Origin of the sequence: Ideonella paludis (assembly GCF_018069865.1) — a bacterium.
Classification (GTDB): domain Bacteria; phylum Pseudomonadota; class Gammaproteobacteria; order Burkholderiales; family Burkholderiaceae_C; genus Ideonella; species Ideonella paludis.
In genome coordinates this window covers 489816-514596 of sequence record NZ_JAGQDG010000001.1, presented here as the reverse complement: position 1 = coordinate 514596, position 24781 = coordinate 489816, and the positions used below count along the sequence as shown (strand labels likewise).

Sequence of the window (24781 nt, the reverse complement as noted above, 5' to 3'; positions counted from 1 at the left end):
CCTTTCTTACTTACTTTCGGGCGCGCAGCCACACCACCACCGCCAAGATCACGCCCACAAACAGGGCCACATCGGTGGCGTGCCAGTGGCTGCTGTGCCCCTGCCCATGCCCTTCATGGGCCAAGCCCAGCAAAGGGGACAGCAGTGCCAGCAGGGTCAAGCAACGAATCAACATGGGGCTTCCTTGAAGAGTGATGCGCAACGCGAGGGCGTTATGCAATGGGTTGGTGCACGGTCACCAATTTGGTGCCATCGGGGAAGGTGGCCTCGATTTGGATCTCCGGGATCAGCTCCGGGATGCCGTCCATCACCTGGTCTCGGCGCAGCACGGTTTTGCCCAGGCTCATCATCTCGGCCACGCTGCGGCCATCCCGTGCGCCTTCCATGATGAAGGCCGAGATCAGCGCCACCGCTTCCGGGTGGTTGAGCTTCAAGCCACGGGCCAAGCGCCGCTCGGCCAGCAAGGCGGCGGTGAAGATCAAGAGCTTGTCTTTTTCGCGCGGGGTGAGGTCCATGCACCCTACTTAGCAGGATGAGTGCCAGGGTGGCGCGCATCCTGCATACAGCGCTGTGCGTGAAGCCCGAGTCCGCCCCCGCCCCCCACACCCCGCACCAGCGGGTGGTGACGCTGCGCCGTGACTACAACCGCTGGGTCACCGAGGAGTCGCTGGAGGACTACGCGCTGCGCTTCACCCCGCGCTCCTTCAGGCGCTGGAGTGCCAGCCGCGTGGCCCACACCGCCTTTGGCGGCGCCTCGTCCTTTTTGGTGCTGGAGCTGATCGGGGCCACCTTGCTTTTGCAGCACGGCTTTGTGAATGCCTTTGCGGCCATCTTGGCCACCGGCTTGGTGGTGGCCTTGGCGGGCTGGCCCATCAGCGTGATGGCGGCGCGCCACGGCCTGGACATGGACTTGCTGACGCGCGGCGCGGGCTTTGGTTACTTGGGCTCCACGCTCACCTCGCTGATCTACGCCAGCTTCACCTTCATCTTCTTTGCACTGGAAGCGGCGGTGATGGCCTATGCGCTGGAGCTGGCGCTGGACATCCCACCCGCCTGGGGCTATTTGCTCTGCGCGCTGGTGGTGTTGCCCCTGGTGCTGCACGGCATCAGCGCCATGTCGCGCCTTCAAGTTTGGACCCAGCCGCTGTGGCTGCTCTTGTTGCTCACGCCCTATGCCGTGGTGCTGTGGCAAGACCCCGACTTGGTGCAGCGCCTGGTGCAGACGCCCGCGGCCAATGGGGCGTGGGGCTTTGACGCCCTGGCCTTTGGCGCGGCCTGGACGGTGGGCATGGCGCTCATCACCCAGATGGGCGAGCAGGCCGACACCTTGCGCTTCATGCCTGCCCCTGAGCCCGGCCGTGCGGGGCGCTGGTGGTGGGCGGTGGCCCTGGGTGGCCCCGGCTGGGTGGTGCCCGGCGTGTTGAAGATGCTGGGCGGGGCCTTGTTGGCCACTCTGGTGCTGGGCCACAGCATCCCGGCCGAGCGCGCGGTGGACCCGAACCAAATGTACCTGGCCGCTTGGGAGCAGGTCTTCAGCAAGCCGCAATGGGCGGTGGCGGTCACCGCCTTGTTTGTGGTGATCTCCCAGCTCAAGATCAATGTGGTCAATGCCTATGCCGGCTCGCTGGCCTGGTCCAACTTTTTTGCGCGCCTGACCCATAGCCACCCGGGCCGTGTGGTGTGGGTGGTGTTCAACACCGGCATTGCGTTGCTGCTGATGGAGCTGGAAGTCTTCAGCGTGATGTCGCAGGTGCTGGGCTTGTATGCCAACGTCGCCATCGCTTGGTTCATGACGGTGGTGGCCGACTTGGTGGTCAACAAGCCGCTGGGCCTGTCGCCCAAGGGCCTGGAGTTTCGCCGTGCCTATCTGCCCGACATCAACCCGGTGGGGGTGGGGGCGTTTGGCCTGGCGTCTGCGCTCTCGGTGTTGGCGCACCTGGGCGTGTTCGGTGCCTATCCGCAGGCCTTCTCGGGGGCGCTGGCCGGGGCCATTGCGCTGCTGGCCACGCCGCTGCTGGGCTGGCTGTGGCGCCGGCACCCGGCCCTGGCGCGCCAGCCCGAGGCCGTGGCTGCTGGACAGCGTTGGCGCTGCGTGGTGTGCGAGCGCCACTATGAGGCCGAAGACATGGCCACCTGCCCGGCCTATGGTGGCCACATCTGCTCGCTGTGCTGCACCTTGGACGCCCGCTGCCACGACCGCTGCAAGCCGCCTGAAGCCCGCCTCAGCCACTGGGGCTGGCGCCTGGTGCAGGCGGCTTGGCCGCAGCGCGGTTTGCCGGCGCCCACCAGTGTGCTGGGCCGCTATCTGCTCAGCCTGATGTGGCTGTTACCCGCCACGGCGGCCGTGTTGGCCCTGCTGTACCAACTAGAGCTGCGCGTGCTGGGCGACGCTGCCACGGCGCTGGGCCCAGCTCTGCGCCATGCGATGCTGATCTTGGCGGCCTTGCTGAGCTTAGGCTTGGGCGTGGCGGCGTGGTGGTGGGTGTTGGCCCAGCACAGCCGCCGTACGGCCGAGGCTGAGTCTGAGCGCCAGACCGAAGCCCTGATGCGCGAGATCGACGCCCACCGCCAAACGGACTTGCAACTGCAGCGTGCGCGCGAGCAGGCCGACCAGGCCAACCAGGCTAAGACCCGCTACATCACCACCATCAGCCACGAGCTGCGCACACCACTCAACAGCATCTTGGGCTATGCCCAATTGCTGGAAGACGACCCCGCCTTGCCGGCCCACCGCCGCCAGGCCGTCAGCGTCATCCGCCGCGGCGGCGACCATTTGCTCAGCCTGATCGAAGGCACGCTGGACATTGCCCGCATCGAAGCCGGCAAGCTGCAGTTGCAGGTCGCCCCCTTTCGCTTTGCCGACGGCGTGGCCGAGCTGGCCAGCATGATGCAGTTGCAGGCGCAGGCCAAAGGCATTCGCTTTGAGTGTGATGCCCCTGGCTTGCCGGACGTGGTGCGTGGCGACGAGCGCCGCCTGCGCCAGATCTTGCTCAACCTCTTGGGCAACGCGGTGAAGTTCACCGACGCGGGCCGCGTGGTGTTCCGCGTGCGCTATGCGCGCGAGATGGCCCGCATCGAGATTGAAGACTCCGGCCCCGGCATGGGCGAGGCCGAGCTGGCCCGCGTCTTCGAGCCCTTTGTGCGCGGCTCTGCGGCGGGTGCGGTGGCGGCGGGCGGCACAGGCCTGGGCCTGACCATCAGCAAAATGCTCACCGACCTGATGGGGGGCGAGATGAGCGCCCGCAGCCAGCCTGGCGTGGGCAGTGTGTTCAGCCTCAAGCTCTTCTTGCCCGAGGTGCGCGCTGAGCTGGCGGCTCCGCCCGCCTTGGCGTCTGCGGCCACAGCGGCGTTTGCGCGGCAGGCCCGCCGCGCCACCACGCCCGAGGGCCGTGCGCCCTGCATCTTGGTGGTGGACAACGAAGCTGCCGACCGCCAACTGCTGCGCGATTGCTTGGCGCCGCTGGGCTTTCAGATCGAGCAAGCCGCCAGCGGCGAGGCCGCCCTGGCAGCGCTCGCTCAGTTCAGCCCCGACGCCGTCTTCATGGACCTGGCCATGCCCGGCATCGACGGCTGGGAGACCATCCGCCGACTGCGCGAGCAGGGCTTGAGCGAAGCACCGCTGGCCATCATTTCAGCTAATGCCTTTGATAAGGGACTCGACCATGCCGTGCCCTTTGACAGCGCCGACTTCTTGGTCAAGCCGGTGCGACTGAGCGAGCTGCTGGCCTGGCTGGAGCGCCGTTTGGCGCTGGTGTGGCAGGACGCGCCCGAGGCGACAAGCACCGGCACCGCTGCCGTTGGCTCTGAGCTTGTCGAAGGGCCTGCGCCTGCCGCCACCCTGCCCGCAGACGCCGACCTGCGCCCCCTGCAACACGCGCTCTCCCGCGGCCATGTGCGCGGCGTGCAGCGCGCCTTGGCCGACCTGGCCACCCAGCACCCCGCCAGCAGCGCACTGTGGCAGCCCTGGCGCAGCCTGGCCGACCGCTATGCCTTGGACGCCCTGAGTAAGGCGGTGAACGCCGCCCTGCATCCAGGCCGCCCTGACCGACTCCCCGACGAAAGCCCTCCATGAGCGCCCCGAACTTTGATGACCCTCGCGATGATGTCGTGCTCATCGTCGACGACATCCCCGACAACCTGGCCGTGCTGCACGATGCGCTGGACGAGTCCGGCTACACCGTGCTGGTGGCCACCCATGGCGAGGCCGCGCTGCAGCGTGCCGCGCAAGCCCAGCCGGACCTGATCTTGCTGGACGCGGTGATGCCCGGCATGGACGGCTTTGAAGTGGCCCGCCGCCTCAAGGCCGAGCCCAGCACCGCCGCGATCCCCGTGGTGTTCATGACCGGCCTGACCGACACCGAACATGTGCTGGCCGCCTTTGCCGCCGGGGGCGTGGACTATGTGACCAAGCCCTTGCGCCCGCGCGAGGTGCTGGCCCGCATCGCCGCCCATCTGCACACCGCGCGCGCCCAGCGCCAGGCCCAACATGCGCTCGATGCCTTCGGCCACGCCACCTTGGTGGTCAGCGAGCGCCGTGGCCAACGCCTGTGGCAAACCAGCCTGGCCCGCGAGCTGATGCGCGAGTACTTCCCCGATGCGCCAGAGGTCGCGATGCCGCCTGAGCTGATGGCTTGGATCGCCCGTGAAGCCTTGCGCCGCAGGGGCGGTGCCGAAGGCCTGACCTTCACCGTGACACGCGGCCCCAAGCGTCTGAACTTTGCGCTGCACGCCATGGACGACGAGGCGGGCAGCGAAGGCCAATGGCTGCTTGTGTTGCGCGAGGCCTCAGAGACCGCACTGCTGCAATCGCTGATGCAAGCCCACCCCACGCTCACCGCGCGCGAGAGCGAAGTCCTCTACTGGGTCATCCAAGGCAAAACCAACCGCGACATCGGCGAGATCCTCGGCACCAGCCCCCGCACCGTGCACAAGCACCTGGAGCATGTGTTCGAGAAGCTGGGGGTGGAGACCCGCACCGCCGCAGCGGCGATGGCGCTGGGAAAGGTGAGGGGCGGGGTGGTGGCGTGAGGGGATGCTCGCCGGAGCAAGGCCTGGAATCCGTAGTGCTCGTAGAACCGCTTGGCGTGCGGGTGCAGTGCATGGACAAGCAGGGCACGAACACCTGTGTGCTGTGCCACGGTGAGGGCGCGGTGGACAGCATCCTGCAGCAGTGAGCCCCCCAGCTTGATGCCTTGAGCGCGGCGATCAACCGCCAGTCTGGCCAGAACCAGGACGGGCGCCGGGGCCGGCATGTTTCTGCGCACCCCGCCGGTGGCTTGCTGGTGGGACACGACACCCACTGCCAGGGCGTAGTAGCCCAACACACCCTGCGCTGGATCGGCCGCCACAAAGGTGCGGCTGGCGCCGCTGACCTGCTTGACCATCGCGCGACGCTTGAGCCATTCATCCAGCACCGGCTCGCCGCAATGCCCAGCAATTGCGCCGCGTGTTCGATGAGGTCACGTTGCTCGGGCAGTGCACGGAGATTGATGGCAGCGACACGCATGGCAGCTTTCTGGTGTCATCACAACAGAAATACAAATGCTGGCTGGAGCGTGTATCTGTTGTCAATACAAGTGAGATGGGCCTGAGTGGGTGACGAGCGGTGCGCGCGACCGCCCTACGCCACTGTGCGTATGGCCTCCCTTCAGGGTTCCCCCTAGGCTTGAGCCTGTTGATGTCAGACCTCAGCAGACCTCTTGTCCTCACTCTTGGAGCCCTCCTCATCATGATCAAGCTGTCCCGTCGTTCCCTCACCACCCTGGCCGCTGCCGCTTGCACCCTGGGGTTCACCTCGCTGGCCCAGGCGGCCGACACCATCAAGGTTGGCGTGCTGCACTCGCTGTCCGGCACCATGGCCATCTCGGAGACGGTGTTGAAGGACACCGTGTTGATGGCGATTGATGAGATCAATGCCAAGGGCGGTGTGCTGGGCAAAAAGCTCGAACCCGTGGTGGTGGACCCGGCGTCCAACTGGCCGTTGTTTGCCGAGAAGGCCAAGCAGCTGATCGACCAAGACAAGGTGGCTGTGGTGTTTGGCTGCTGGACCTCGGTGTCGCGCAAGAGCGTGCTGCCGGTGTTTGAAGAAAAGAACTCGCTGCTGTTCTACCCTGTGCAGTACGAAGGTGAAGAGCTGAGCAAGAACGTGTTCTACACCGGTGCGGCGCCCAACCAGCAGGCCATTCCCGCGGTGGAATACCTGATGAGCAAAGACGGCGGCTCGGCCAAGCGCTTTGTGCTGCTGGGCACCGACTATGTCTACCCCCGCACCACCAACAAAATCTTGCGCGCCTTTTTGAAGAGCAAGGGCGTGGTGGAGGCCGACATCATCGAGGAGTACACGCCCTTCGGCCACTCCGACTATCAATCCATCATCGCCAAGGTCAAGAAGTTTGCCTCTGAAGGCAAGAAGACGGCGGTGATCTCCACCATCAACGGCGACTCCAACGTGCCCTTCTACAAGGAGCTGGGCAACCAAGGCCTGAAGGCCACCGATGTGCCCGTGGTGGCCTTCAGCGTGGGTGAAGAAGAGCTGCGCGGCGTGGACACCAAGCCCCTGGTCGGCCACCTCGCAGCCTGGAACTACTTCATGAGCGTGAAGAACCCGGCCAACACCGAGTTCGTCAAGAAGTGGAGTGCCTATGCCAAAGCCAAGGGCATTGCGGGCCACAAGGACAAGCCGCTGACCAATGACCCGATGGAGGCCACCTACATCGGCATCAATATGTGGGCGCAGGCCGTGACCAAGGCCAAGAGCACCGACACCGACAAGGTCATCGCCGCGATGGCCGGCCAGACCTTCACCGCCCCCGGCGGCTTCACCTCCACCATGGACAAAGAAAACCACCACCTGCACAAGCCCGTGTTCATCGGCGAGGTGAAGGCCGATGGCCAGTTCAACGTGGTCTGGAAGACCCCAGGCCCCGTGGTGGCGGACCCTTGGAGCGACTACATCGCCGAGAACAAGGGCAAGAAGAACGTTCCGGAAAAGAAGTAAGTCGTCACCACTGGCCCTGAGTCTGTCCCGCCTCCGTTCGCCCTGAGCTTGTCGAAGGGCAGGGCTTCGACAGGCTCAGCCCGGAACGGCCCCACGACGCTTCACTGGATCATTCATGTTCAAACGACTTGTGTGGGCCGCCGCCTTGCTGTTGGCGGCCTGGGCCCCCGCGCAGGCCCTGACCCCCGACCAAGCCCGCGCCATCGCGGCAGGCGACACCGACAGCCGCCTGGCCGCGCTGGCCGAGGCCTCGGCCCAAGCCGATGCGGGCCTGCCCCGCTTGGTGCAGGCCTTGCTGGACGATGCGGTCAAGCTCACACCCACGCAGGTGCTGATCGTCAAGCCCGACGGGCAAGCGGTGGAGGCCAGCAGCGGTGCGCCTGCCAGCCTCCCCGCTGATGCCCAAGACGTGATCAACAACAACCGCCTGCGCTCGGCTCTGCAAGCCGTGCAGGCTGCGCTGCAACTGCTGGCGCCAGACCTGGCTCAGCGGCGCGCTGCCTTGACCTCTTTGCAAGGGGAAGCTTTGACCCCCGCGCAAGCGCCCCTGATCGATAAAGCCTGGGCCCAAGAAACCAACCCTGCGCAGAAGGCGGAGTTGGCCGAGCTGCGTGCGGCCCTGCAGCTCAGCGACCCTGCCCCCGAGCTGCGCAAGGCGGCCATCGCCACCTTGGCCCTGAGCGACCGAGCCCAGGTGCGCAGCCTGCTGCAAGAGCGCTTGGACCCGAGCGCAGAGAGCCTGCCCGAGCTGCGCTCGGCGCTGCGCCGGGCCATTTCAGACATTGAAGATCGCCTGGCCTGGGGCGAGCGTTTGGGCGTCTTGTTCACCGGCCTCTCGCTAGGCTCCATCTTGCTGCTGGTGGCGCTGGGCCTGGCCATCACCTACGGGCTGATGGGTGTGATCAATATGGCCCATGGCGAGCTGATGATGATTGGCGCCTACGCCACCTATGTGGTGCAAAACCTGACCCGCCAATTCGCACCGGCGGCCTTTGACCACTACCTCTGGCTGGCCGTGCCGGCCTCCTTTTTGACGGCCGCCCTGGTGGGCGCGGTGCTGGAGCGCACGGTGATCCGCTGGCTCTATGGTCGCCCCTTAGAAACGCTGTTAGCCACCTGGGGCATCAGCCTGGTGCTGATGCAGGCCGTGCGCTCGCTGTTTGGGGCCCAAAACGTGCCCGTGGAAAACCCCGCTTGGCTCAGCGGCGGTGTCGCCGTGGCCAGCAACCTGACGCTGCCCTACAACCGCATCGCCATCATCGTGTTTGCGGTGGGGGTGCTGGCGGGTGTGGCGCTGCTGATGGCCAAGACACGCTTGGGCCTGTTTGTGCGCGGCGTCACCCAGAACCGCCGCATGGCGGCCTGCGTGGGCATTCCCACCGCGCGCATCGACACCTATGCCTTTGCGCTGGGGGCGGGCCTGGCCGGCTTGGCGGGCTGCGCCCTGAGCCAAGTAGGCAATGTCGGGCCTGATCTGGGCCAGACCTACATCGTCGACAGCTTCATGGTCGTGGTGCTGGGCGGCGTGGGCCAACTCGCAGGCACGGTGGTGGCGGCGCTGGGCTTGGGCGTGATCAACAAGGTGCTGGAAGGTTTGGCCGGTGCGGTGCTGGCCAAGATCATGGTGCTGGTGTTCATCGTGATCTTCATTCAAAAACGTCCGCAAGGCTTGTTTGCCATGACGGGCCGCAGCGCCGAGGGCCATTGAGATGATGCCAACCCAACCTTTTCTCTCCCGCCCGGCTTGGGGCGCGGTGGTGGCGGCTGTGCTGTGCACCTCGGTGCTGGCGCCGCTGCTGCACCTGGTGGTGCCCGAGGGCAGCGTGTTTCACCTCAGCGACTATGCGCTGGGCCTGACGGCCAAGATCATGTGCTACGCCATCTGCGCGCTGGCCATGGACTTGATTTGGGGCTTCACCGGCATCTTGTCGCTGGGCCATGGCCTGTTCTTTGCGTTGGGTGGCTATGCCATGGGCATGGGCCTGATGCGCGAGATTGGCCGCGAGGGCAATTACAAGAGCGACTTGCCCGACTTCATGGTCTTTCTCGATTGGAAAGAAATGCCCTGGCATTGGGCCTGGTCTGACAGCTTTGCATTGCAGCTGCTGCTGGCGGTGGCCGTGCCCGGCGCGCTGGCCTGGGTGTTTGGCTATTTCGCCTTTCGCTCGCGCATCAAGGGCGTGTACTTCAGCATCATCACCCAGGCCATGACCTTTGCGGCCATGCTGCTGTTCTTCCGCAATGAAACCGGTTTTGGCGGCAACAACGGCTTCACCGACTTCAAGCGCATCCTGGGCTTCTCGCTGTCGCACCCGGGCACCCGCACCGTGCTGTTTGTGCTGACGGGGCTCACGCTGGTGGGCTTCTTCTTGCTGGCCCGCTGGCTCACGCGCAGCAAGTTTGGCCGGGTGCTGCAGGCCATTCGTGATGCCGAGACGCGGGTCATGTTCACCGGCTACGACCCCATCGCCTACAAGCTGGCCATTTGGACCTTGAGTGCGGTGATGTGCGGCATTGCCGGCGCGCTGTATGTGCCGCAGGTCGGCATCATCAACCCCAGTGAGATGAGCCCGGCCGCCAGCATCGAGATGGCCATTTGGGCGGCAGTGGGGGGGCGCGGCACCTTGATCGGCCCCATTGTGGGCGCCTTCTTCGTCAATGGCGCCAAGAGCTGGTTCACCCAAGTGGTGCCTGAATTCTGGCTGTATTTCTTGGGGGCCTTGTTCATTGCCGTGACCTTGTTCTTGCCACAGGGATTGATGGGCTTGTGGCAGAGCCTGCAGCACAAGTGGCGAGGCCGATCTGCGGCCAGCGCTGAGCCCGCAAGGACCGACGCCAGCCCGGAGAGCCGCGCATGACCCCCGAACTCTTGGAAGCCGGTGCCCGCCAGCGCGAGGCCCATTCGGCGGCCATGCCGCCCAAAGCCACGCGCTCGGGTGACCGCGAGGCCGCCTTTGGCCGCGTGCTGGCCAGCGGGCAGCCTGACTTTGCGCATGGTGTGGCGCTCTACCTGGAAGACATCACCGTCAGCTTCGACGGCTTCAAGGCGCTGAACCAACTGAGCCTGACGGTGGACGTGGGCGAGCTGCGTTGCATCATCGGCCCCAATGGCGCGGGCAAGACCACGATGATGGATGTGATCACCGGCAAGACTCGGCCCCAACAAGGCAGTGCCAGCTTCGGCGCCAACATCGATTTGCTGCGCTTGCGCGAGAACGAGATCGCGCAGATCGGCATTGGCCGCAAGTTTCAGAAGCCCACGGTCTTTGAGCCACTCAGTGTGTTTGAGAACCTGGAGCTGGCCCTCAAAGCCGACCGTCGTGCGCGGGCCAGCTTGCGCGCCAAGCTCAACAGTGCGGATCTCGACCGCATGGCCGAGGTGCTGCAGCTCACCCACCTGCGCCGCTTGGCGGACCTGCAAGCCGGACTCTTGAGCCACGGCCAAAAGCAGTGGCTGGAGATCGGCATGCTGCTGATGCAAGAGCCCAAGCTGCTGCTGCTGGATGAGCCGGTGGCTGGCATGACCGATGAAGAAACCGAACGCACGGCCGAGCTGTTCTTGACCCTGGAAGGCAAGCACTCCTTGGTGGTGGTGGAGCACGACATGAGCTTTGTCGCCACGCTGACCCAGGGCTTCAAAAAGGTCACGGTGCTGCACGAGGGCAGCGTGCTGGCCGAGGGGCGGTTGGACCAAGTGCAGGCCAACGACAAGGTCGTCGAAGTCTATTTGGGGAGATGACGCAGCATGCTCAAGGTCGAACAACTTCACCAGTATTACGGCGGCTCGCACATCCTGCGTGGTGTGAGCCTGGAGGCCCCGGCCGGCGCCATCACCGTCATTTTGGGCCGCAATGGCGTGGGCAAAACCACGCTGCTCAAAAGCCTGATGGGCGTGGTGCCCGTCAAGAGCGGCAGTGTGCGCTTAGGCCAACGCGACATCACCCATGCGCCACCCTATGAGCGCGCCCGCGCCGGTGTGGGCTATGTGCCCCAAGGCCGCGAGATCTTTGGCCGCCTCACGGTCGAAGAGAACCTGCGCATGGGCCTGGCCCCCAAGTCAGGCCGCGAGCCGATTCCGCATGAGCTGTTTGAGCTGTTCCCGGTGTTGAAGCAGATGTTGCACCGCCGCGGCGGCGATCTCTCTGGCGGCCAGCAGCAGCAGCTCGCCATTGCCCGCGCCTTGGCCGCCGGGCCCCGGGTGTTGATCTTGGATGAGCCCACCGAAGGCATCCAGCCCAGCATCATCAAGGACATCGGCCGCGTGCTGCGCCGCTTGGCCGATGTGGGCTGGCGCGGCGAGCGCATGGCCGTGGTGCTGGTGGAGCAGTTCTACGACTTCGCCGCCGAGCTGGCCGACCACTACCTGGTGATGGAGCGTGGCGAGGTGGTGCAGCGCGGCCGGGGCCGGGACATGGAGGCCGAAGGGGTGCGGGGGCGCTTGGCAATTTGAAGGGCGAGATCCCTTAAGGCGGGGTGTAGGCGGGCAAAATCACCACTCCAAAACAGAGGAGGTTGGTGATGAGGTTTTCGTTTGTTGCGTTGGGCGTGTCTGTCGTGTTGATGGGAGGGTGTGCCAGCCTTGGCGGCCCGATGAATGACAGCAATCGTCCGGGTTGTCGTGCCGGGACGATCAATGATGTGGCCTTAGAGGAAAGCTTGGCCAAGTCGAAGCCTTGCTGTACGTCTTATGCAGGCATGAGCTTCACCAAGCCCAAGCCGTCCGAGCCCCTGACAGTCGGGCCTGAAGCGCCCAGCTATGACTTTCCAACGGGCCGCAGCCGCTTTGCAGCGCTCGATCTGACCGAGTTCAAGCAGAAGCAGCTCGTCTTGATGCCGGCCAATGCGGGGGACGGGCATCGGCGTGACTCTGAGTGCCGCACAGGCATCTATTCACCTCAATCGCCCTTTGGTGAGAAACGGGTGATTGCGCCGCGCTTGGTCTGGTTGGATGCCGCTAAACAAGTGCTGGCCGAGGGTGTGGCGGCGCGGCCGGTGGTGTTTCGCGAAGGCGGCGAGTTTCAGGAGGTGGGCTGGGTCGCCCGGCGGCCTGCGGGGGCGAGCTATGCCGTGCTCTATGCCGATGCCAGCCAGTTTGGCATGCCGGTGACGATCAATGCGCGCAAGGGCAAGACGCTGGTGATGGTGGGTGTTGGACTGATGGTCCCCGCTGACGCGGGTGGGCCGCGGACGTTTTTGCAGTCCTCAACAGGTCAGTTTGACCCCTTGATGTATGCCCCCAACAGCGGCTTAGTGGCTGCGCAATGCCGTGCGAACCCGGGGTCACCGGCCTGTGAAAACCGTCCTGAGTTCACCTGGGCAGAGGCTCAAGGCGTGAAGGAGCCCTGAGGGGGCACCGGCTTTTCACATCCGCCACACCCGCGGCTCCACCGCCGCCCGCCCCAGCGCCATGGGCCGCCAGGCCAGGCGCACGGCGCGCAGGGCGTTCATCAGGGGCTCGACTTGGTGAGCCACGGCGCGCAGCACGATGAGGCGCGGGTCGGGCGAGGTGGCGCCACACAGAAGGCTGCTGTGCGGCGCTTGGCCCAACACGCTGCGGGCAGCGTCCAACAGGGCTTCGCGCTCGGCCTCGGTCCAGGGGCTGCCGCTGGCCAGCCACAAGGTGCCCAGGGTGCTGTGGCCGGCCAAGCCGGTGGGGCCGTGCATCAGGGCCTGGTCCTGGGCGTTGATCTGGCCATGCTCCAGCCACACGCCGGGCCACTGCAGATGCTGGTGGATGTCGCCGTGGAGAAAGGGCTGCTCGGCGGCCGGCAGGCCCAGGGCCAGCACGTCCCAGCCCAGCAGGCGCGCACCGGGGGCCAGGTGCATGGTCAGCGCGTTGCGGCCCTTGCAGCCAGGGTAGGCCAGGGTCTCCATGGGCAGCCACTCCAGCTGCGCGCCCTCGGCCAGGTGCAGGTGCACGGCTTGCAGGGCGGGCTCGCCCTCGCTGCGATAAAAACGCGCCGCCCCTGGCGTCGTGATCAGCGCTTGGCTCTGGGCGGCCAGGTGCACGCTCAGGGTCAGGCTGTCGCCTGCCACCAGGCCGCCGGGCGGGTGCAGCAGCACATGCTGGGCCAGGGCCGGGCCTTCTGGGTAGAGGCGTTGCAACACCCGCATCGGGCCGCTGTGTTGCTCTTGGCTGATGGTGCGGCCTTGGGCGTCCAGGGTGTAGCGCAGGTCGAGGGTGGCGAGCCAGGGCATAGAGGTCAGCGCAGGGGCCGGAGGGAATCGTTGAAGAACTTGGGCATGGGAAGCTCAGGCCATTAGAATCCTATGCAACTTTCGTGCCTTACCCATTTTCATGACCCGCCCATCCTCTCGCTTGTTGCTGGCCTTGGCTGTCTGGACCGCTGCTGCGGGCTCAGCCTGGGCTGAAAAGGCCGACCGCACCAAGCCCTTGGTGGTGGAGAGCGACAACCAGAAGGCCGTGTCGGTGGACTTGGCCAAGAAGACCACCACCTTGCAGGGCAATGTCTCGGTCAGCCAAGGCACGCTCTTGATCCGTGCAGACCGCATGGAAATCAAAGAAGACGCCGCCGGGCGCTACCTGGCCACCGCCCAAGCAGGCTCGGGCCGTTTGGCGGTGTTCCGCCAAAAGCGCGACAAGGTTGAAGAGTTCATCGAAGGCCAGGCCGACCGCATTGAATACGACGGCGCCACCGAGCGCGTGCGCCTGATCGGCAATGCCAAGCTGCGTCTGCTGCGCGCTGGGGCGGCGTCGGACGAGGCCAGTGCCTCGGCCATCGTCTATGACCAGCGGGCCGACACCATCACCTTTGAAGGCGGCACCACGGCCACAGGCGCACCGGGCCGAGCCCGGTTGGTGTTTGTGCCGCGGGAGTCTCCCGCCGAGCCTGCGGCCTCTGCAGCCTCTGGGGCCTCACGATGAGCACCGCGCCGGCAGCAGCCCCCAGCCTCTTGCGGGCCGAGGGGCTGAGGAAGAGCTATGGCGCCCGCACGGTGGTGCAAAAGGTGCATCTGGAAGTGGGTGCGGGTGAGGTGGTTGGCTTGCTGGGCCCCAACGGCGCAGGCAAGACCACCACCTTCTACATGGTGGTGGGCTTGGTGCGCTGTGATGCCGGCACCATCCATATTGACGGCACGCCGGTGCACCGCATGCCCATCCACCAGCGCTCGCGCTTGGGGCTGTCTTACCTGCCGCAAGAGGCCTCGATCTTTCGCAAGCTGACGGTGGATGAAAACATCCGCGCGGTGCTGGAGTTGCAGATTGGCCCCAATGGCCGGCCGCTGCCCGCGGCTGAGATTCAAGCCCAGTTGGATGGCCTGCTCCACGACCTGAGCCTGACGGGCCTGCGCGACTCCCCCGCGCCTGCGCTCTCTGGTGGTGAGCGCCGCCGCGTGGAGATTGCCCGGGCGCTCGCCACCCAGCCGCGCTTCATCTTGCTGGACGAGCCTTTTGCCGGCGTCGACCCGATTGCGGTGATCGAGATCCAACGCATCATCGGCTTTCTCAAAGCGCGCGGCATTGGCGTGCTGATCACCGACCACAACGTGCGCGAGACCCTGGGCATCTGCGACCGCGCCTACATCATCAGCGAAGGCGCGGTGCTGGCCGAGGGCACGCCGGACGTCATCATCGAGAACCCGGACGTGCGCCGCGTGTACCTCGGTGAACACTTCCGCATGTGACATGAGCGCCCCCCGGTCCAACCTTGTTGTCCCGGCCCCCCGAGGGGGCCAGCGCCTTGCTTGGGGGCGGCCCGGCGCTGCGGCGCTGTTGTCTGCCCCCCGCTTCAACGCTGTGGCATCTGACCTCGCTGTTTGTAGGTCGCATCGCTCATGAAGCCCACCTTACAGGTCCGCCTGTCTCAGCATCTGGCGCTGACGCCGCAGTTGCAGCAGTCGATTCGGCTGTTGCAGCTCAGCACGCTGGAGCTGCACCAAGAGGTGGAGCAGATGCTGGAGCAAAACCCGTTTTTGGAGCCGGACGACGAAGGCCCGGTGCAAGACTACACGCCTGCCGCGCCCAGCGCCCCCAGCAGCGAAGAGCGGCGCGATGAAAGCGCGGGCGAGGCCGTGGGCAGCGAGCCCACCGCCAGCGGCAGCGACGATGGCGGCATTGACAGCGCCGACTTTGGCACCACCAGCCGCGACGACTGGGAAAACGGCACCGAGCGCGACGACTTTGATGGCATTCGCGAGCTGCCCAGCAACGCTGGCAGCGGCTCGGGTGATGACGACTTCGAGCCCACCGAGCGCGACCATTCAGGCCCCACGCTGCAAGACCATCTGCGCCTGCAGCTGCGCGGCATGCGCCTGGATGCTGAAGACGCCGCCGCGGTGGAGGTGCTGATTGAGTCGCTCGATGAAGACGGCTACTTAGATGGATCGTTAGAAGACATTGCCGAGCGCGTCGCCAACTACTTGGAGATTACCGACGAAGAGGGCCGCGACAACCTCCTGAGCCAATTGCGCTGCGGCCTGAAGTGGCTGCAAAGCATGGAGCCCTGCGGCGTGGGCGCGGCTAACCTGGCCGAGTGCTTGAAGCTGCAACTGTTGCAACACCCGCCCAGCGGGCCGCGTGCCTGTGCGCTGAAGATTGCGGCCGAACACTTGGAGCTGCTGGCCCGCCGCGACTTGAAAAAGCTGGCCGCCGCCACCGGCGTGGACGAGGCCACCGTGAAGGCCGCGCAGCAGCTCATCGTGCATTGCGAGCCCAAGCCCGGCCGCCCCTTTGTGCCGGCCGAAAGCTTGGTGGTCATCCCGGACGTGATCGTGGTCAAGGCCGGCCGCCAGTGGCGCGTGATGCTCAACCCCGACGTGATGCCCAAGCTTCGCATCAGCGACCTCTATGCCCAGGCCATCCGCGGCCAGCGCGGCGGCAACAACAGCGGCTTGGCCACGCGCTTGCAAGAAGCACGCTGGTTCATCCGCAATATCCAGCAGCGTTTTGAGACCATTCAGCGCGTCAGCCAAGCCATTGTCGAGCGGCAGAAGAACTTCTTCACCCATGGCGAAATCGCCATGAAGCCCCTGGTGCTGCGCGAGATTGCCGATGAGCTGGGCCTGCATGAGTCCACCGTCTCGCGCGTGACCACGGCCAAATACATGGCCACGCCTCAAGGCACGTTTGAGCTGAAGTACTTCTTCGGCTCTTCGCTCAACACCGAGGCCGGTGGCAATGCGTCCAGCACGGCGGTGCGGGCGCTGATCAAGCAGTTCGTGGCCTCCGAGTCGCCCACCAAGCCGCTCTCCGACAGCCAGATCGCCGACATGCTCGAAGAGCAAGGCATCCAGGTCGCCCGCCGCACCGTGGCCAAATACCGCGAGGCGCTGAAGATTGCGCCCGCCAACCTGCGCAAGGCTCTTTGAGCCACGCTACCTCGACATGACCGCACCTCCTACCCGCCCGCCCGGTGGCCCCCGCCGCATTCCCCGCGAGGCTAACGCGCCCGGCTCCTACCGCCCAGAGCGGGTCGAGCCGCCGCCCGGGGGCTCGCTGTTCCTGCCCTGTGCGGCCGGTGTCGAGCCTTTCTTGGCGGAAGAGTGCGCGCGCCTCTTGCCCCAAGGCATGGTGATCGAAGCCAGCCGGGGCGGGGTCTACATCGACCCACCCGCCAGCGCGGCCGTTGAGACCGCCATGCGCCTGAACCTCGGCAGCCGCCTGGCCCAGCGCGTGCTGTGGCAAGTGGCTTCGGGCCGCTATGAAGACGAGCACCACCTCTACGACATCGCGCGTGGTGTGCGCTGGGAGGCCTGGATCACCCCGCGCCAAACCCTGCGTGTGGACACCTCGGCCTATCGCTCGCCGCTGCGCAGCCTGAACTTTGCGTCGCTGCGCATCAAAGACGCGGTCTGCGACCACCTGCGCGAGCTGTGCGGCGAGCGCCCCAGCGTGGACACCTACCGGCCCGATTTATCGCTGGTGCTGCACCTCGGCCCCGAGCACGCCACCTTGAGCGTGGACCTCTCAGGCGAGGCCTTGTTCAAGCGAGGCTGGCGCGAAGTCAAAGGCGAGGCCCCACTCAAAGAAACCCTGGCTGCCGCCATGCTGGCTGCGGCGGGCTGGCACGGCCGCGAACAAGACGGCGGCCTGCTCGACCCCTGCTGCGGTGCCGGCACCATTGCCATCGAAGCCGCCCAAGTGGCCTGCGGCATTGCCCCCGGCCTGAACCGCGCTTTCGCGTTTGAGCGCCTGCTGCCCTTCCGCGAGCACCTGCCCGCCTGGCGACGCCTGCGCGAGCAAGCGCAAGACGCCATCCACGCCCCCGCCGTGCCCATCTGGGCCGGTGATGTCAGCTTCCGCATGACCGACTTTGCCACCCGCAACGCCGAGCGCGCTGGGGTAGCCGGGGCCATCGAGTTCAAAACGGCCGACGCCTTGCAGCGCCCCTGCCCTGCCGAGCGCGGCACCCTGCTGATGAACCCACCCTACGGCGAGCGCATTGCGCCCAAGGGCCAAGGCTCACAAGCCTATGCGCCGCGTGAAGAGGATCGTTATGGCGACCGCTATGCCCGCGAGCGCCAACCCGCACCGCGTCAAGACGGCGGCGAAGCCTTCGAAGGCGCAGCCGACGCCAGCGACTTCTACGCCCGCCTTGCGGCCCACTGGAAAAAGCAATACACCGGCTGGACCGCGTGGGTGCTGACGCCAGAGCCCAAGCTGCCCAGCCTGATGCGCCTCAAAGAAAGCCGCCGCGTGCCCTTGTGGAACGGCGCCATCGAATGCCGCATGTTCCGCTTTGACATGGTGGCGGGGGGCAATCGCAAGGGTGGAGAAGACGGGGCGCAGTGAAGGGCGCTCAGCGTCCGTGTCTTCATGCTGGGGTGGAGCAGCGCAGTAGCGCTGCGTAAACGGCCCCTTTATCCCGACACGCCTTAGCGACACGCATCCAAAGGGTCTTGCAGGGGACTGTCTTCAAAGCCTGTTGCGATTCAATGGTGTTCAGTCCCCTTGTGCCACGAGGACATCCCAGCGTTGGGTGCGGATCAGCATCTCTAGCTGATCAGCAGCAGCTTCCACGGTGGTCTGCTGAGCTTCTGGCAGTTCGTTGGCGGTGAAGCATCTGAAGAATCCGATGCACCGCCGCGTTCTCCGGTAGTTCAACATTTGCTCTAGGCCAAAGCGGGCCATGAGTGCGTCGCCAATGAAGGACACGGCACCAGTCGGCACCCCGATGTTCTTTGCTACTTTTGAGAAGCCCGGAGAGTCGAGCCATCGGTCGAATTGGGCTGGGTATTGGCTCGGTGAGGCCAACATCTGTGTAAGCGCTTGGATATGCTGTTGCCTATACAGCCCATCCGCATTGTTCAGTCCCTCAATCCGCGTCATGATGATCCCGGTCGACGGTGCCCCTGGTTTGCTGAGATTCTTCAGCGCATCAAAGAAGCCGCTTGCGTCACCCGTGCTGCAAAGCCTTTTCATCTGACTTCTCGCTGCCGTCCGGCGCTCCAATATCTTCTTGGCCTGATCAGCTTGTAAACCATAGGAGGTCATCAAGTCCTCCTCAGACACTGGAGCATTCGCCTCGCCGAATGCGAATCCCGAGCAATGCGAGCCTACCCAGAAAGCTAACGCTCGATCATCTGGGTTCTTGGCCTCTAGCGCCTGCCGGAACAACTCTGCCAGGTTCTCATTGAGCAGGTCTTTGCGGCCGCCCTGCGTAGGAGGTGCCGTTGGTGTACTCGGGGTGGGGCCTGTTGTCAGCGCCAGGTCCGTTGCGCTTGCAGTCGGAACAGGGGACGGTCTCACATCAAGAGAAGGTTCAATGGATGGGCTGCTTTGCGGCAGCGTGGTCGATGCCGTCCCGCTGGGTCTCGTTGCAAGATATGCGACGGTAAGGCAGCCAAAAAGCAAGGCCACAAGGGCTAGTCGGACCCATGGTTTCGTTTTTGCACGCTGTTGTGTCTGCATAGACCGCTTCAATCTTTGTGACATCGCTTATGCGTAGTGCGGGGGGCCATTCATCAGGGTGGGGATGACGCGGCTCCATGAGCGTCGCTCAGTGATAGTCCTCTTCACGCTGATGCCGCAGCGCCAAGATGCTCACCGTGTGAGCGTCTTCAATCTCAAATAGAGCGACATAGCCTCCGCGCCGAAACGGGATAATCAGTTCCCTTAAAAACGGGTTATCTCCGACTTTGCGGCAGATAAAGGGGTGATGACTCAAGTGCTGCTCCACCTCTCGGCGCAAGGCGTCGATGGTGGATTGGGCGGCGTCGAAGTCTTCAGCCGTTTGGGCGCGGTCCAGCAAGAAGTCGTAGAGCCTGAACAGGTCGTCGCGCGCTGCGGCGCTGTAGCGCACCGCAATGGGGCCCTTCATCCCAGCACCTTTTTGCGCCGTGCGTCCAAGCGCTCTTGCAGCGCTTGGTGCACCTCGGCCGCTTCAAAGTAAAGGCCGCTGCCGCGAGCCTCTTCACGCGCTTGCAGCCCCCTTGCAATGAAGGCGGCCTGAGCCTGCCGACGGTAGATGGTCTCTCGCACGGCGGTTTCGATCAGGCTGCTGAGCGACTCACCTTCTTGCAGCACGCCTTCGGCCGCTTCACGCAAGGCGGCATCGACGCGCAAGGAGGGCAGGGTGGCGGATTTCATGGCGTTGCGTTGCAATTGCGATGCATCACTGTAGCGGCTCGCGACCGTTGAGGCAAGGTGCCCATGGGCCAAATCCAGCTATCCTGAGGCGCCCATCAAGTTTCAATCCTGTGCCTCTCAACACCCACCTCAGCCCCGCCTTCGCCCGCCTGCTCTGGAGCGACGCGCTGATGGTGCTGGCCCTGATGGTGGGGCCGGTGGTCATTCCGTGGTGGATCGTGCATGAAGGCGGCGCGGCAGACCTCGCCACTTATGGCGTGGTGGTCTCGGCGGTGTCCTTGCTGGCCATTCCTTTGCTCTCGCCCTTGGGTGACCGTTATGAAAAGCGGCGGCTCATTGCCTGGGGCTTGGCAGCCTTTGCCCTGGCGGCCGCAGGCACGGCCAGCTTGGCCAGCCTGGGCCACTACCAGTTGTGGGCGCTGCTGGGCTTTGAGGTGGTGCCCGTGATGGCCATGGCGGTGATTGCGCCGGCCTCGGCCAGCTTTGTGGCCGAGTTGGTGCCGCCCACGCGCATGGCCGAAGCGCTGTCGCGCCAGCAAACCGCTCAGGCCTTGGGTCGCATGGTCGGCCCGGCTTTAGGCGGCATGGTCTTGGCCGCCACCAGCACGGCCCTGACCTTGTGGATGTATTGCGGCTTGCTGGTGAGCGCAGCGGCTTTGGCTCGGCAGTTGCCTGCCAGCGGCGTGCAGCACCAACAGCCCGCCACGCGCGCGCAATGGTGGGCCGACATGCGCGCCGGTGTGCGGGCCAACTGGGCGGTGCCGGTGGAGCGTGGCTGGACCTTGGTCAACGCCGTCTCATGGGTCTTCCTCTTTCCGACCTTTACGCTCTTGGTGCCGCTCAAAGTGCAGTCGCTGGGCCTGTCGGCCCTGTGGTTGGGCTTGTGCGAGGCCTCATTGTCTTTGGGCATGTTGCTGGGCTCGCTGTGGCTGGCCAAGCACTGGGTGGCTTGGCAAGGCCGCTATGCCACCCGCATCACCGCGGCCCTGGTGCAAGGCCTCGCTTTGGCCCTGGCAGGCTGGGCCAGCGAGCCGCTGCTCCTGCTGCCAGCCTTTGCGGTGGCTGGCCTGTGCAATGCCGCCATGGTGCTGGTGGGCATGACCCACCGCATGCTGGCACGGCCCGTGGCCTTCCGCGCCCGCATGACCGCCGGCGCCATGATGACCACCAAGTTGGCTGCCACCTTGGGCCCGGCCTTGGCCGGCATCGCCCTGCTGCAATGGAGCGTGGCCACGGTCTACATCAGCTTCGGCCTGATGGGTGCGCTGGCCTCGCTGGCGCTGATGGCCGTGCCGGGCTACAAAGCCTTTATGGCGCTGGAGCACCACGAGATTGAAGGCTGGTATCAGCGGGCATATCCAAAGGCGTTTGAGACGGCTTCATCATGACCACCTTCCACACCCCAGGCTTCTTGGCCCGCCCACTGCGGCGTGACGAGATCCCCACGCTGCAAGCGCTGTTCGACGCCAGCCCTGAGTACTTTCAGACCGTCAATGGTCGAAACGCCAACCCCGATGAAGCCGCTGAAGAGTTTGACGAGTTGCCGCCCCCCGACATGCCGTTCGGGGGCCGTTGGTGCCTAGGCCTCTATACCGACAAAGATGAGCTGATCGGCGTAGCCATTGGCCTGTCGGACTTTTTGGCGCCCCAAGTGTGGCACCTGAGCTTGTTTTGGTTGGCAACGCCATGCCACGGCCGCGGCGTCGCCGCTGCGCTCTACAGCGCCTTGGAAGCCTGGGCTCAAAGCAGTGGTGCCTGCTGGATGCGCTTGGGCGCCGTGGTGGGCAACGCCCGCGCCGAAGCCTTTTGGCTGCGCATGGGCTATGTGGAGGTCAGGCGCCGCGAGGCAGTGGACACCGGCGGGCGGCTGAATGATCTGCGAGTGATGGTGAAGCCGCTGGCGGAGGGGGCGACGCTGGTGGACTATCTTGAACGGGTGGCGCGCGACCGTCCAGAGGGTTGGGGAACGCCGTCCATCTGCCCTTGAAACTCTGACCTCCACGCACTCGGCGTCACCCCAAACCGCTGCCTGAAATGCTGCCGCAAGGACAGCGCGGTGCCAAAGCCGGCCAAGGTGGCGATGTGTTCGATGGGTTGCTGGGTTTGTTCCAGCAGGCGCTGGGCCAGGCTCAAGCGTTCGGCCAGCAGCCAGTCGAGCACGCTGGTGCCGGTCAGGGCTTTGAAGTGGCGGGTCAGGCTGCGGCGGCTCATGGCGGCGTGTTGAGCCAGACTGTCGAGGCTGTGGGGCGCGTCCAAGTGCGCACGCACATGGTCGATCAGCGCGGTGAGGCGGTGGCCGCTGGCGGTTTGCGGCAGCGGCTGTTCAATGAACTGGGCCTGGCCGCCTTGGCGGTGCGGCGGCACCACCAGGCGGCGGGCCACGCGGTTGGCCACCTCAGCGCCTAAGCGCTCGCGCAGCAGGTGCAAGCAGCAGTCGATGCCGGCGGCGGTGCCGGCCGAGGTGAGCAAGCGGCCTTGCTGCACGTAGAGCACGTCGGGGTCGAGGTCGACGGCGGGGAAGCGCTTGGCAAAGTCAGCGGCGGCGCTCCAGTGGGTGGTGGCGCGCAGGCCATCCAGCAGGCCGGCCGCGGCCAGCACATAGGCGCCCAGGCACAGGCCCACGATGTGGGCGCCGCGGGCATGAGCGGCGCGCAGCGCCCGCAGCAAGGCGGCGGGTGGCGGCTCATTCACATCGCGCCAACTCGGCACGATGATGGCGTCGGCCTGCTGCAGGGCGCGCAAGCTGGCCAAGCCCGAAATCTCGAAGCCGGCGGTGCTGCGCAAGGGCTGGGGGTCGGCGCTGCAGACCTGCACTTGGAAGTGACCGGGCTCGGGCAAGGCCTCACCAAACACCACGCAGGGCACGGAGAGGTGAAAGGGGCTGATGCGGTCGAAAGCGACTACGGCGATGCGGCAGGGGCGGGCGCTGTTGGGGGCCATGGCAACGATGAGAGTTTGGCCCGATGTTATCGAGGTTGGTTGTTCAGGCCACTGGTTGATCCAGCACCTGAAGCCAAGAATTCGTCCATCGCAACCCCTTTTGAATTGGAGCTTTGGATGAGCCACCCCGCTTTGATCGTGATCGACCTGCAGAACGACTATTTCCCCGGCGGCGCTTTTGCGCTGGCCAACACCGAGGCCACCCTGGACCAGGTTGAAGCGGCGATTGCCGCTGCCCGTGCCAAGGGCGTGCCCGTGGTGCATGTGCAGCATGTGGCCGACCCGGCAGCGGGTTTGTCGCCCTTCTTCAATGCCGACACACCGGGGGTACAGATTCACCCTCGCGTGCTGGCCGCAGCCCCCGAGGCGCCGGTGGTGGTGAAGCACTTTGCCGACAGCTTTGAGCGCACCACGCTCAAGGCCACGCTGGACAAGCTGGGCGTGGACGAGTTGATCGTCTGCGGCATGATGACCCAGAACTGCGTCACCCACACGGCCATCAGCAAGCAGGCGGAAGGCTATGCCCAGGTCACGGTCTTGGGTGACGCCAGCACCACCGTCAGCGAGATGCTGCATGCCATTGCGCTGCATGCTCTGTCGACCCGGGTGCGGGTGGCCACGGTGGCTGAAGCGCTGGGCTGAGGCCTTTCAGCAGGGCTTCATCGGCAGCGGGTCTAATAGCGTTTGCCGCCATGAGACCCTGCCATGAACATCACCCCGCCTTTTGACGAACCCGAAGACGACGAGCACAGCCCGGCCGAGCGCGCAGCAGCGGCCTCGCGCAGCACCTGGATCAGCGTCTGGGTGAACCTGGTGCTGACGGCCGTGCAGATCACCGCCGGCGTGATGACCAAGTCGCAAGCCTTGGTGGCTGACGGTATCCACTCGCTGTCCGACTTGGTGGCGGACTTTGTGGTGCTGTTCGCCAGCCACCATGCCAAGAAGGACGCCGACGAGGACCATCCTTATGGCCACCACCGCTACGAGACAGCGGCCTCGCTGGTGCTGGGCGGCCTGCTGCTGGCGGTGGGTGTGGGCATGGTCTGGTCGGCCGCGCAGAAGCTGCAGCACCCCGAGGCGGCCCAGACCGTGCATATCGCGGCACTGTGGGTGGCCGGGGGCACGCTGGTGGCCAAGGAATTGCTGTTCCGCTACATGCTGGCTGTGGCCAAGCGGGTGCGCTCCAGCATGTTGGTGGCCAATGCTTGGCATGCTCGCTCAGACGCGGCCTCGTCCTTGGTGGTAGGTTTGGGTTTGATCGGCAACCTGGCGGGCTACCCCATCCTCGACCCGGTGGCGGCCTTGATCGTCGGCTTCATGGTCGGCAAGATGGGCTGGGAGTTCGGCTGGGACGCGCTGCACGACCTGATGGACCGTGCGGCCGATGACGAAGAGGTCGCCGCGATCCGTGCCACTTTGCTGGAGACCCCCGGCGTGCGCGGCGTGCATGACCTGCACACCCGCAAGATGGGCGACATGATCGTGGTCGATGCCCACCTGGAGGTGGATGCCGAGCTGACCATTGAGGCTGGCCATGACATTGCTGTGGAGGCCCGCCACCGTGTGATGCAGCGCCACCGCGTGCTCAATTTGATGACCCACTTGGACCCCTGGCAGAAACATGATGGGGATCATGTGACACCCCCGTTACCGGTTTAAGGTGAATCTCCCCTGGGGGTATGCGCCAATAGGGCTTTAGGAGGGAAGTTCATGAAGTCCATCGTATTGACGGCTGCCTTGCTGGCTGCACCCTTGGCCGCCTCGGCGGTGCAAGAGACCTTTACCGACGCCGGCCCGCTCAATTGCACGGCCCTCAAGACCTGCACCCAGACCACCTCAGATGGTCTGTTCGCGCTGCGCTTCAAGCCGGCTTTTCCGTGGTCGGCGCCCTCGCCCAACGGCTTTGAAGTGCGCCAGCCCAGCGTCGAGCTGCGCAATGCCAACGGCGGCCTGCTGGATCTGGGCAGCATGAGCGTCAGCCTGAGTGGCTCCAACAGCTACAACGGCAGCAACTTCATCGGCGCGGTGCGCCTGGATGTGCAAGATGCCAGCGGCGCCTGGAGCACCGCGTCGCAGTGGTCCTCCTGGATCAATTCGCCCATGGGCATCTATGTGATCTTCAATGGCAACAACGCCCAATCTCCCCTGGTGCGTAACGTCAAAGCCATTCGGCTCACCGGGGTCAACGGCACCACCGGGTTTCGCATCGGCATGATGAACCTCACGGCGCACTGAGCGCCTGCGGCCCGCCCAGCTTTGGGGCAACAATAGCGGTCTCTGCCGCCCTGCTTGCC

Annotated in this window: 24 protein-coding genes and 2 pseudogenes; 17 read left to right on the top strand and 9 right to left on the bottom strand. The window is 65.3% G+C overall.

Annotation, left to right across the window (positions count from 1 at the left end; translation table 11 throughout):
- Nucleotides 1-10: 10 nt before the first annotated feature.
- Nucleotides 11-175 carry a hypothetical protein gene (locus KAK11_RS02305; protein WP_210805733.1) on the bottom strand — a complete coding sequence of 55 codons (165 nt, stop codon included), beginning with the start codon at nt 173-175 and terminating at the stop codon, nt 11-13.
- A 37-nt stretch (nt 176-212) separates the two neighbouring features.
- Nucleotides 213-515 carry an urease subunit gamma gene (locus KAK11_RS02300; RefSeq protein WP_210805731.1) on the bottom strand — a complete coding sequence of 101 codons (303 nt, stop codon included), beginning with the start codon at nt 513-515 and terminating at the stop codon, nt 213-215.
- A 17-nt stretch (nt 516-532) separates the two neighbouring features.
- On the opposite strand from KAK11_RS02300, the gene KAK11_RS02295 reads away from it, so the two are divergent.
- A complete protein-coding gene (locus KAK11_RS02295) occupies nt 533-4072 on the top strand; it encodes a hybrid sensor histidine kinase/response regulator (protein WP_210805729.1) in 3540 nt (1179 codons plus the stop codon).
- A complete protein-coding gene (locus KAK11_RS02290) occupies nt 4069-5028 on the top strand; it encodes a response regulator transcription factor (protein WP_210805727.1) in 960 nt (319 codons plus the stop codon). The genes KAK11_RS02295 and KAK11_RS02290 overlap by 4 nt, the downstream gene beginning before the upstream one ends.
- A 29-nt stretch (nt 5029-5057) precedes the next feature.
- Here the strand turns inward: KAK11_RS02290 and KAK11_RS02285 are convergent.
- Nucleotides 5058-5384: pseudogene (locus KAK11_RS02285) on the bottom strand (GNAT family N-acetyltransferase); the annotation flags it as partial.
- A 44-nt stretch (nt 5385-5428) separates the two neighbouring features.
- Nucleotides 5429-5506, bottom strand: a pseudogene (locus KAK11_RS22125) (type II toxin-antitoxin system TacA family antitoxin); the annotation flags it as partial.
- Between the two features lie 222 nt (nt 5507-5728).
- On the opposite strand from KAK11_RS22125, the gene urtA reads away from it, so the two are divergent.
- The 6 genes from urtA to KAK11_RS02255 all read left to right on the top strand — a co-directional run bounded on the left by urtA (nt 5729) and on the right by KAK11_RS02255 (nt 12343).
- The gene (gene urtA, locus KAK11_RS02280; RefSeq protein ID WP_375140659.1) at nt 5729-6997 is read left to right on the top strand and encodes an urea ABC transporter substrate-binding protein; all 1269 of its coding nucleotides are present in this window, start codon (nt 5729-5731) and stop codon (nt 6995-6997) included.
- A gap of 115 nt (nt 6998-7112) precedes the next feature.
- Nucleotides 7113-8705, top strand: a complete 1593-nt coding sequence (gene urtB / locus KAK11_RS02275; RefSeq protein ID WP_210805725.1) for an urea ABC transporter permease subunit UrtB — start codon at nt 7113-7115, stop codon at nt 8703-8705.
- 1 nt (nt 8706) lies between these two features.
- Entirely contained in the window at nt 8707-9855 is a 1149-nt protein-coding gene (gene urtC / locus KAK11_RS02270) for an urea ABC transporter permease subunit UrtC (protein ID WP_210805723.1), read from the top strand.
- On the top strand, nt 9852-10736 hold the full coding sequence (gene urtD / locus KAK11_RS02265; protein ID WP_210805721.1) for an urea ABC transporter ATP-binding protein UrtD: 885 nt from the start codon (nt 9852-9854) through the stop codon (nt 10734-10736). The genes urtC and urtD overlap by 4 nt, the downstream gene beginning before the upstream one ends.
- 6 nt (nt 10737-10742) lie before the next feature.
- Nucleotides 10743-11447, top strand: a complete 705-nt coding sequence (gene urtE / locus KAK11_RS02260; RefSeq protein ID WP_210805719.1) for an urea ABC transporter ATP-binding subunit UrtE — start codon at nt 10743-10745, stop codon at nt 11445-11447.
- 245 nt (nt 11448-11692) lie between these two features.
- Complete coding sequence (locus KAK11_RS02255) at nt 11693-12343, top strand: hypothetical protein (protein ID WP_210805717.1); 651 nt, start codon at nt 11693-11695, stop codon at nt 12341-12343.
- A 15-nt stretch (nt 12344-12358) separates the two neighbouring features.
- Here KAK11_RS02255 and KAK11_RS02250 read toward each other — a convergent pair whose 3' ends face one another.
- Nucleotides 12359-13195, bottom strand: a complete 837-nt coding sequence (locus KAK11_RS02250; RefSeq protein ID WP_210805715.1) for an urease accessory protein UreD — start codon at nt 13193-13195, stop codon at nt 12359-12361.
- A 100-nt stretch (nt 13196-13295) separates the two neighbouring features.
- Between KAK11_RS02250 and lptA the strand changes: the two genes are divergently transcribed.
- The 4 genes from lptA to KAK11_RS02230 all read left to right on the top strand — a co-directional run bounded on the left by lptA (nt 13296) and on the right by KAK11_RS02230 (nt 17750).
- Nucleotides 13296-13883, top strand: coding sequence for a lipopolysaccharide transport periplasmic protein LptA (gene lptA, locus KAK11_RS02245; RefSeq protein WP_210805713.1), 588 nt, complete (start codon nt 13296-13298; stop codon nt 13881-13883).
- On the top strand, nt 13880-14644 hold the full coding sequence (gene lptB / locus KAK11_RS02240; protein ID WP_210805711.1) for an LPS export ABC transporter ATP-binding protein: 765 nt from the start codon (nt 13880-13882) through the stop codon (nt 14642-14644). The genes lptA and lptB overlap by 4 nt, the downstream gene beginning before the upstream one ends.
- Nucleotides 14645-14794: 150 nt before the next feature.
- Entirely contained in the window at nt 14795-16327 is a 1533-nt protein-coding gene (locus tag KAK11_RS02235; RefSeq protein ID WP_210805709.1) for an RNA polymerase factor sigma-54, read from the top strand.
- Between the two features lie 16 nt (nt 16328-16343).
- Nucleotides 16344-17750, top strand: a complete 1407-nt coding sequence (locus KAK11_RS02230; protein ID WP_210805707.1) for a THUMP domain-containing class I SAM-dependent RNA methyltransferase — start codon at nt 16344-16346, stop codon at nt 17748-17750.
- A 150-nt stretch (nt 17751-17900) separates the two neighbouring features.
- On the opposite strand, the gene KAK11_RS02225 is transcribed toward KAK11_RS02230, so the two are convergent.
- The 3 genes from KAK11_RS02225 to KAK11_RS02215 form a co-directional block, all read right to left on the bottom strand.
- On the bottom strand, nt 17901-18452 hold the full coding sequence (locus tag KAK11_RS02225) for a hypothetical protein (RefSeq protein WP_210805705.1): 552 nt from the start codon (nt 18450-18452) through the stop codon (nt 17901-17903).
- 505 nt (nt 18453-18957) lie between these two features.
- Entirely contained in the window at nt 18958-19278 is a 321-nt protein-coding gene (locus KAK11_RS02220) for a type II toxin-antitoxin system RelE/ParE family toxin (protein WP_210805704.1), read from the bottom strand.
- Nucleotides 19275-19547, bottom strand: coding sequence for a YlcI/YnfO family protein (locus KAK11_RS02215; RefSeq protein WP_210805702.1), 273 nt, complete (start codon nt 19545-19547; stop codon nt 19275-19277). Before KAK11_RS02215 ends, KAK11_RS02220 begins: the two co-directional genes overlap by 4 nt.
- A 110-nt stretch (nt 19548-19657) precedes the next feature.
- On the opposite strand from KAK11_RS02215, the gene KAK11_RS02210 reads away from it, so the two are divergent.
- Complete coding sequence (locus tag KAK11_RS02210; protein WP_310737728.1) at nt 19658-20935, top strand: MFS transporter; 1278 nt, start codon at nt 19658-19660, stop codon at nt 20933-20935.
- Complete coding sequence (locus tag KAK11_RS02205; protein WP_210805700.1) at nt 20932-21534, top strand: GNAT family N-acetyltransferase; 603 nt, start codon at nt 20932-20934, stop codon at nt 21532-21534. Before KAK11_RS02210 ends, KAK11_RS02205 begins: the two co-directional genes overlap by 4 nt.
- On the opposite strand, the gene KAK11_RS02200 is transcribed toward KAK11_RS02205, so the two are convergent.
- Nucleotides 21471-22487, bottom strand: a complete 1017-nt coding sequence (locus tag KAK11_RS02200; protein WP_210805698.1) for a GlxA family transcriptional regulator — start codon at nt 22485-22487, stop codon at nt 21471-21473. The two genes, KAK11_RS02205 and KAK11_RS02200, sit on opposite strands and share 64 nt — an antisense overlap.
- A 117-nt stretch (nt 22488-22604) precedes the next feature.
- On the opposite strand from KAK11_RS02200, the gene KAK11_RS02195 reads away from it, so the two are divergent.
- The 3 genes from KAK11_RS02195 (at nt 22605) to KAK11_RS02185 (ending at nt 24722) form a co-directional block, all read left to right on the top strand.
- Nucleotides 22605-23129 carry an isochorismatase family protein gene (locus tag KAK11_RS02195; protein WP_210805696.1) on the top strand — a complete coding sequence of 175 codons (525 nt, stop codon included), beginning with the start codon at nt 22605-22607 and terminating at the stop codon, nt 23127-23129.
- Nucleotides 23130-23192: 63 nt separating this feature from the next.
- Nucleotides 23193-24146, top strand: a complete 954-nt coding sequence (locus tag KAK11_RS02190) for a cation diffusion facilitator family transporter (protein WP_210805694.1) — start codon at nt 23193-23195, stop codon at nt 24144-24146.
- Between the two features lie 51 nt (nt 24147-24197).
- Nucleotides 24198-24722: a hypothetical protein gene (locus KAK11_RS02185; protein ID WP_210805692.1), complete on the top strand. Its 525-nt coding sequence runs from the start codon at nt 24198-24200 to the stop codon at nt 24720-24722.
- Nucleotides 24723-24781: the final 59 nt, after the last annotated feature.

What these genes read in the sequence shown, in the direction of transcription:
- KAK11_RS02305 (WP_210805733.1), bottom strand. Translation starts at nt 175, where the DNA reads ATGTTGATTCGTTGCTTGACCCTGCTGGCACTGCTGTCCCCTTTGCTG.
- KAK11_RS02300 (WP_210805731.1), bottom strand. Translation starts at nt 515, where the DNA reads ATGGACCTCACCCCGCGCGAAAAAGACAAGCTCTTGATCTTCACCGCC.
- KAK11_RS02295 (WP_210805729.1), top strand. Translation starts at nt 533, where the DNA reads ATGAGTGCCAGGGTGGCGCGCATCCTGCATACAGCGCTGTGCGTGAAG.
- KAK11_RS02290 (WP_210805727.1), top strand. Translation starts at nt 4,069, where the DNA reads ATGAGCGCCCCGAACTTTGATGACCCTCGCGATGATGTCGTGCTCATC.
- urtA (WP_375140659.1), top strand. Translation starts at nt 5,729, where the DNA reads ATGATCAAGCTGTCCCGTCGTTCCCTCACCACCCTGGCCGCTGCCGCT.
- urtB (WP_210805725.1), top strand. Translation starts at nt 7,113, where the DNA reads ATGTTCAAACGACTTGTGTGGGCCGCCGCCTTGCTGTTGGCGGCCTGG.
- urtC (WP_210805723.1), top strand. Translation starts at nt 8,707, where the DNA reads ATGATGCCAACCCAACCTTTTCTCTCCCGCCCGGCTTGGGGCGCGGTG.
- urtD (WP_210805721.1), top strand. Translation starts at nt 9,852, where the DNA reads ATGACCCCCGAACTCTTGGAAGCCGGTGCCCGCCAGCGCGAGGCCCAT.
- urtE (WP_210805719.1), top strand. Translation starts at nt 10,743, where the DNA reads ATGCTCAAGGTCGAACAACTTCACCAGTATTACGGCGGCTCGCACATC.
- KAK11_RS02255 (WP_210805717.1), top strand. Translation starts at nt 11,693, where the DNA reads ATGAGCTTCACCAAGCCCAAGCCGTCCGAGCCCCTGACAGTCGGGCCT.
- KAK11_RS02250 (WP_210805715.1), bottom strand. Translation starts at nt 13,195, where the DNA reads ATGCCCTGGCTCGCCACCCTCGACCTGCGCTACACCCTGGACGCCCAA.
- lptA (WP_210805713.1), top strand. Translation starts at nt 13,296, where the DNA reads ATGACCCGCCCATCCTCTCGCTTGTTGCTGGCCTTGGCTGTCTGGACC.
- lptB (WP_210805711.1), top strand. Translation starts at nt 13,880, where the DNA reads ATGAGCACCGCGCCGGCAGCAGCCCCCAGCCTCTTGCGGGCCGAGGGG.
- KAK11_RS02235 (WP_210805709.1), top strand. Translation starts at nt 14,795, where the DNA reads ATGAAGCCCACCTTACAGGTCCGCCTGTCTCAGCATCTGGCGCTGACG.
- KAK11_RS02230 (WP_210805707.1), top strand. Translation starts at nt 16,344, where the DNA reads ATGACCGCACCTCCTACCCGCCCGCCCGGTGGCCCCCGCCGCATTCCC.
- KAK11_RS02225 (WP_210805705.1), bottom strand. Translation starts at nt 18,452, where the DNA reads ATGACCTCCTATGGTTTACAAGCTGATCAGGCCAAGAAGATATTGGAG.
- KAK11_RS02220 (WP_210805704.1), bottom strand. Translation starts at nt 19,278, where the DNA reads ATGAAGGGCCCCATTGCGGTGCGCTACAGCGCCGCAGCGCGCGACGAC.
- KAK11_RS02215 (WP_210805702.1), bottom strand. Translation starts at nt 19,547, where the DNA reads ATGAAATCCGCCACCCTGCCCTCCTTGCGCGTCGATGCCGCCTTGCGT.
- KAK11_RS02205 (WP_210805700.1), top strand. Translation starts at nt 20,932, where the DNA reads ATGACCACCTTCCACACCCCAGGCTTCTTGGCCCGCCCACTGCGGCGT.
- KAK11_RS02200 (WP_210805698.1), bottom strand. Translation starts at nt 22,487, where the DNA reads ATGGCCCCCAACAGCGCCCGCCCCTGCCGCATCGCCGTAGTCGCTTTC.
- KAK11_RS02195 (WP_210805696.1), top strand. Translation starts at nt 22,605, where the DNA reads ATGAGCCACCCCGCTTTGATCGTGATCGACCTGCAGAACGACTATTTC.
- KAK11_RS02190 (WP_210805694.1), top strand. Translation starts at nt 23,193, where the DNA reads ATGAACATCACCCCGCCTTTTGACGAACCCGAAGACGACGAGCACAGC.
- KAK11_RS02185 (WP_210805692.1), top strand. Translation starts at nt 24,198, where the DNA reads ATGAAGTCCATCGTATTGACGGCTGCCTTGCTGGCTGCACCCTTGGCC.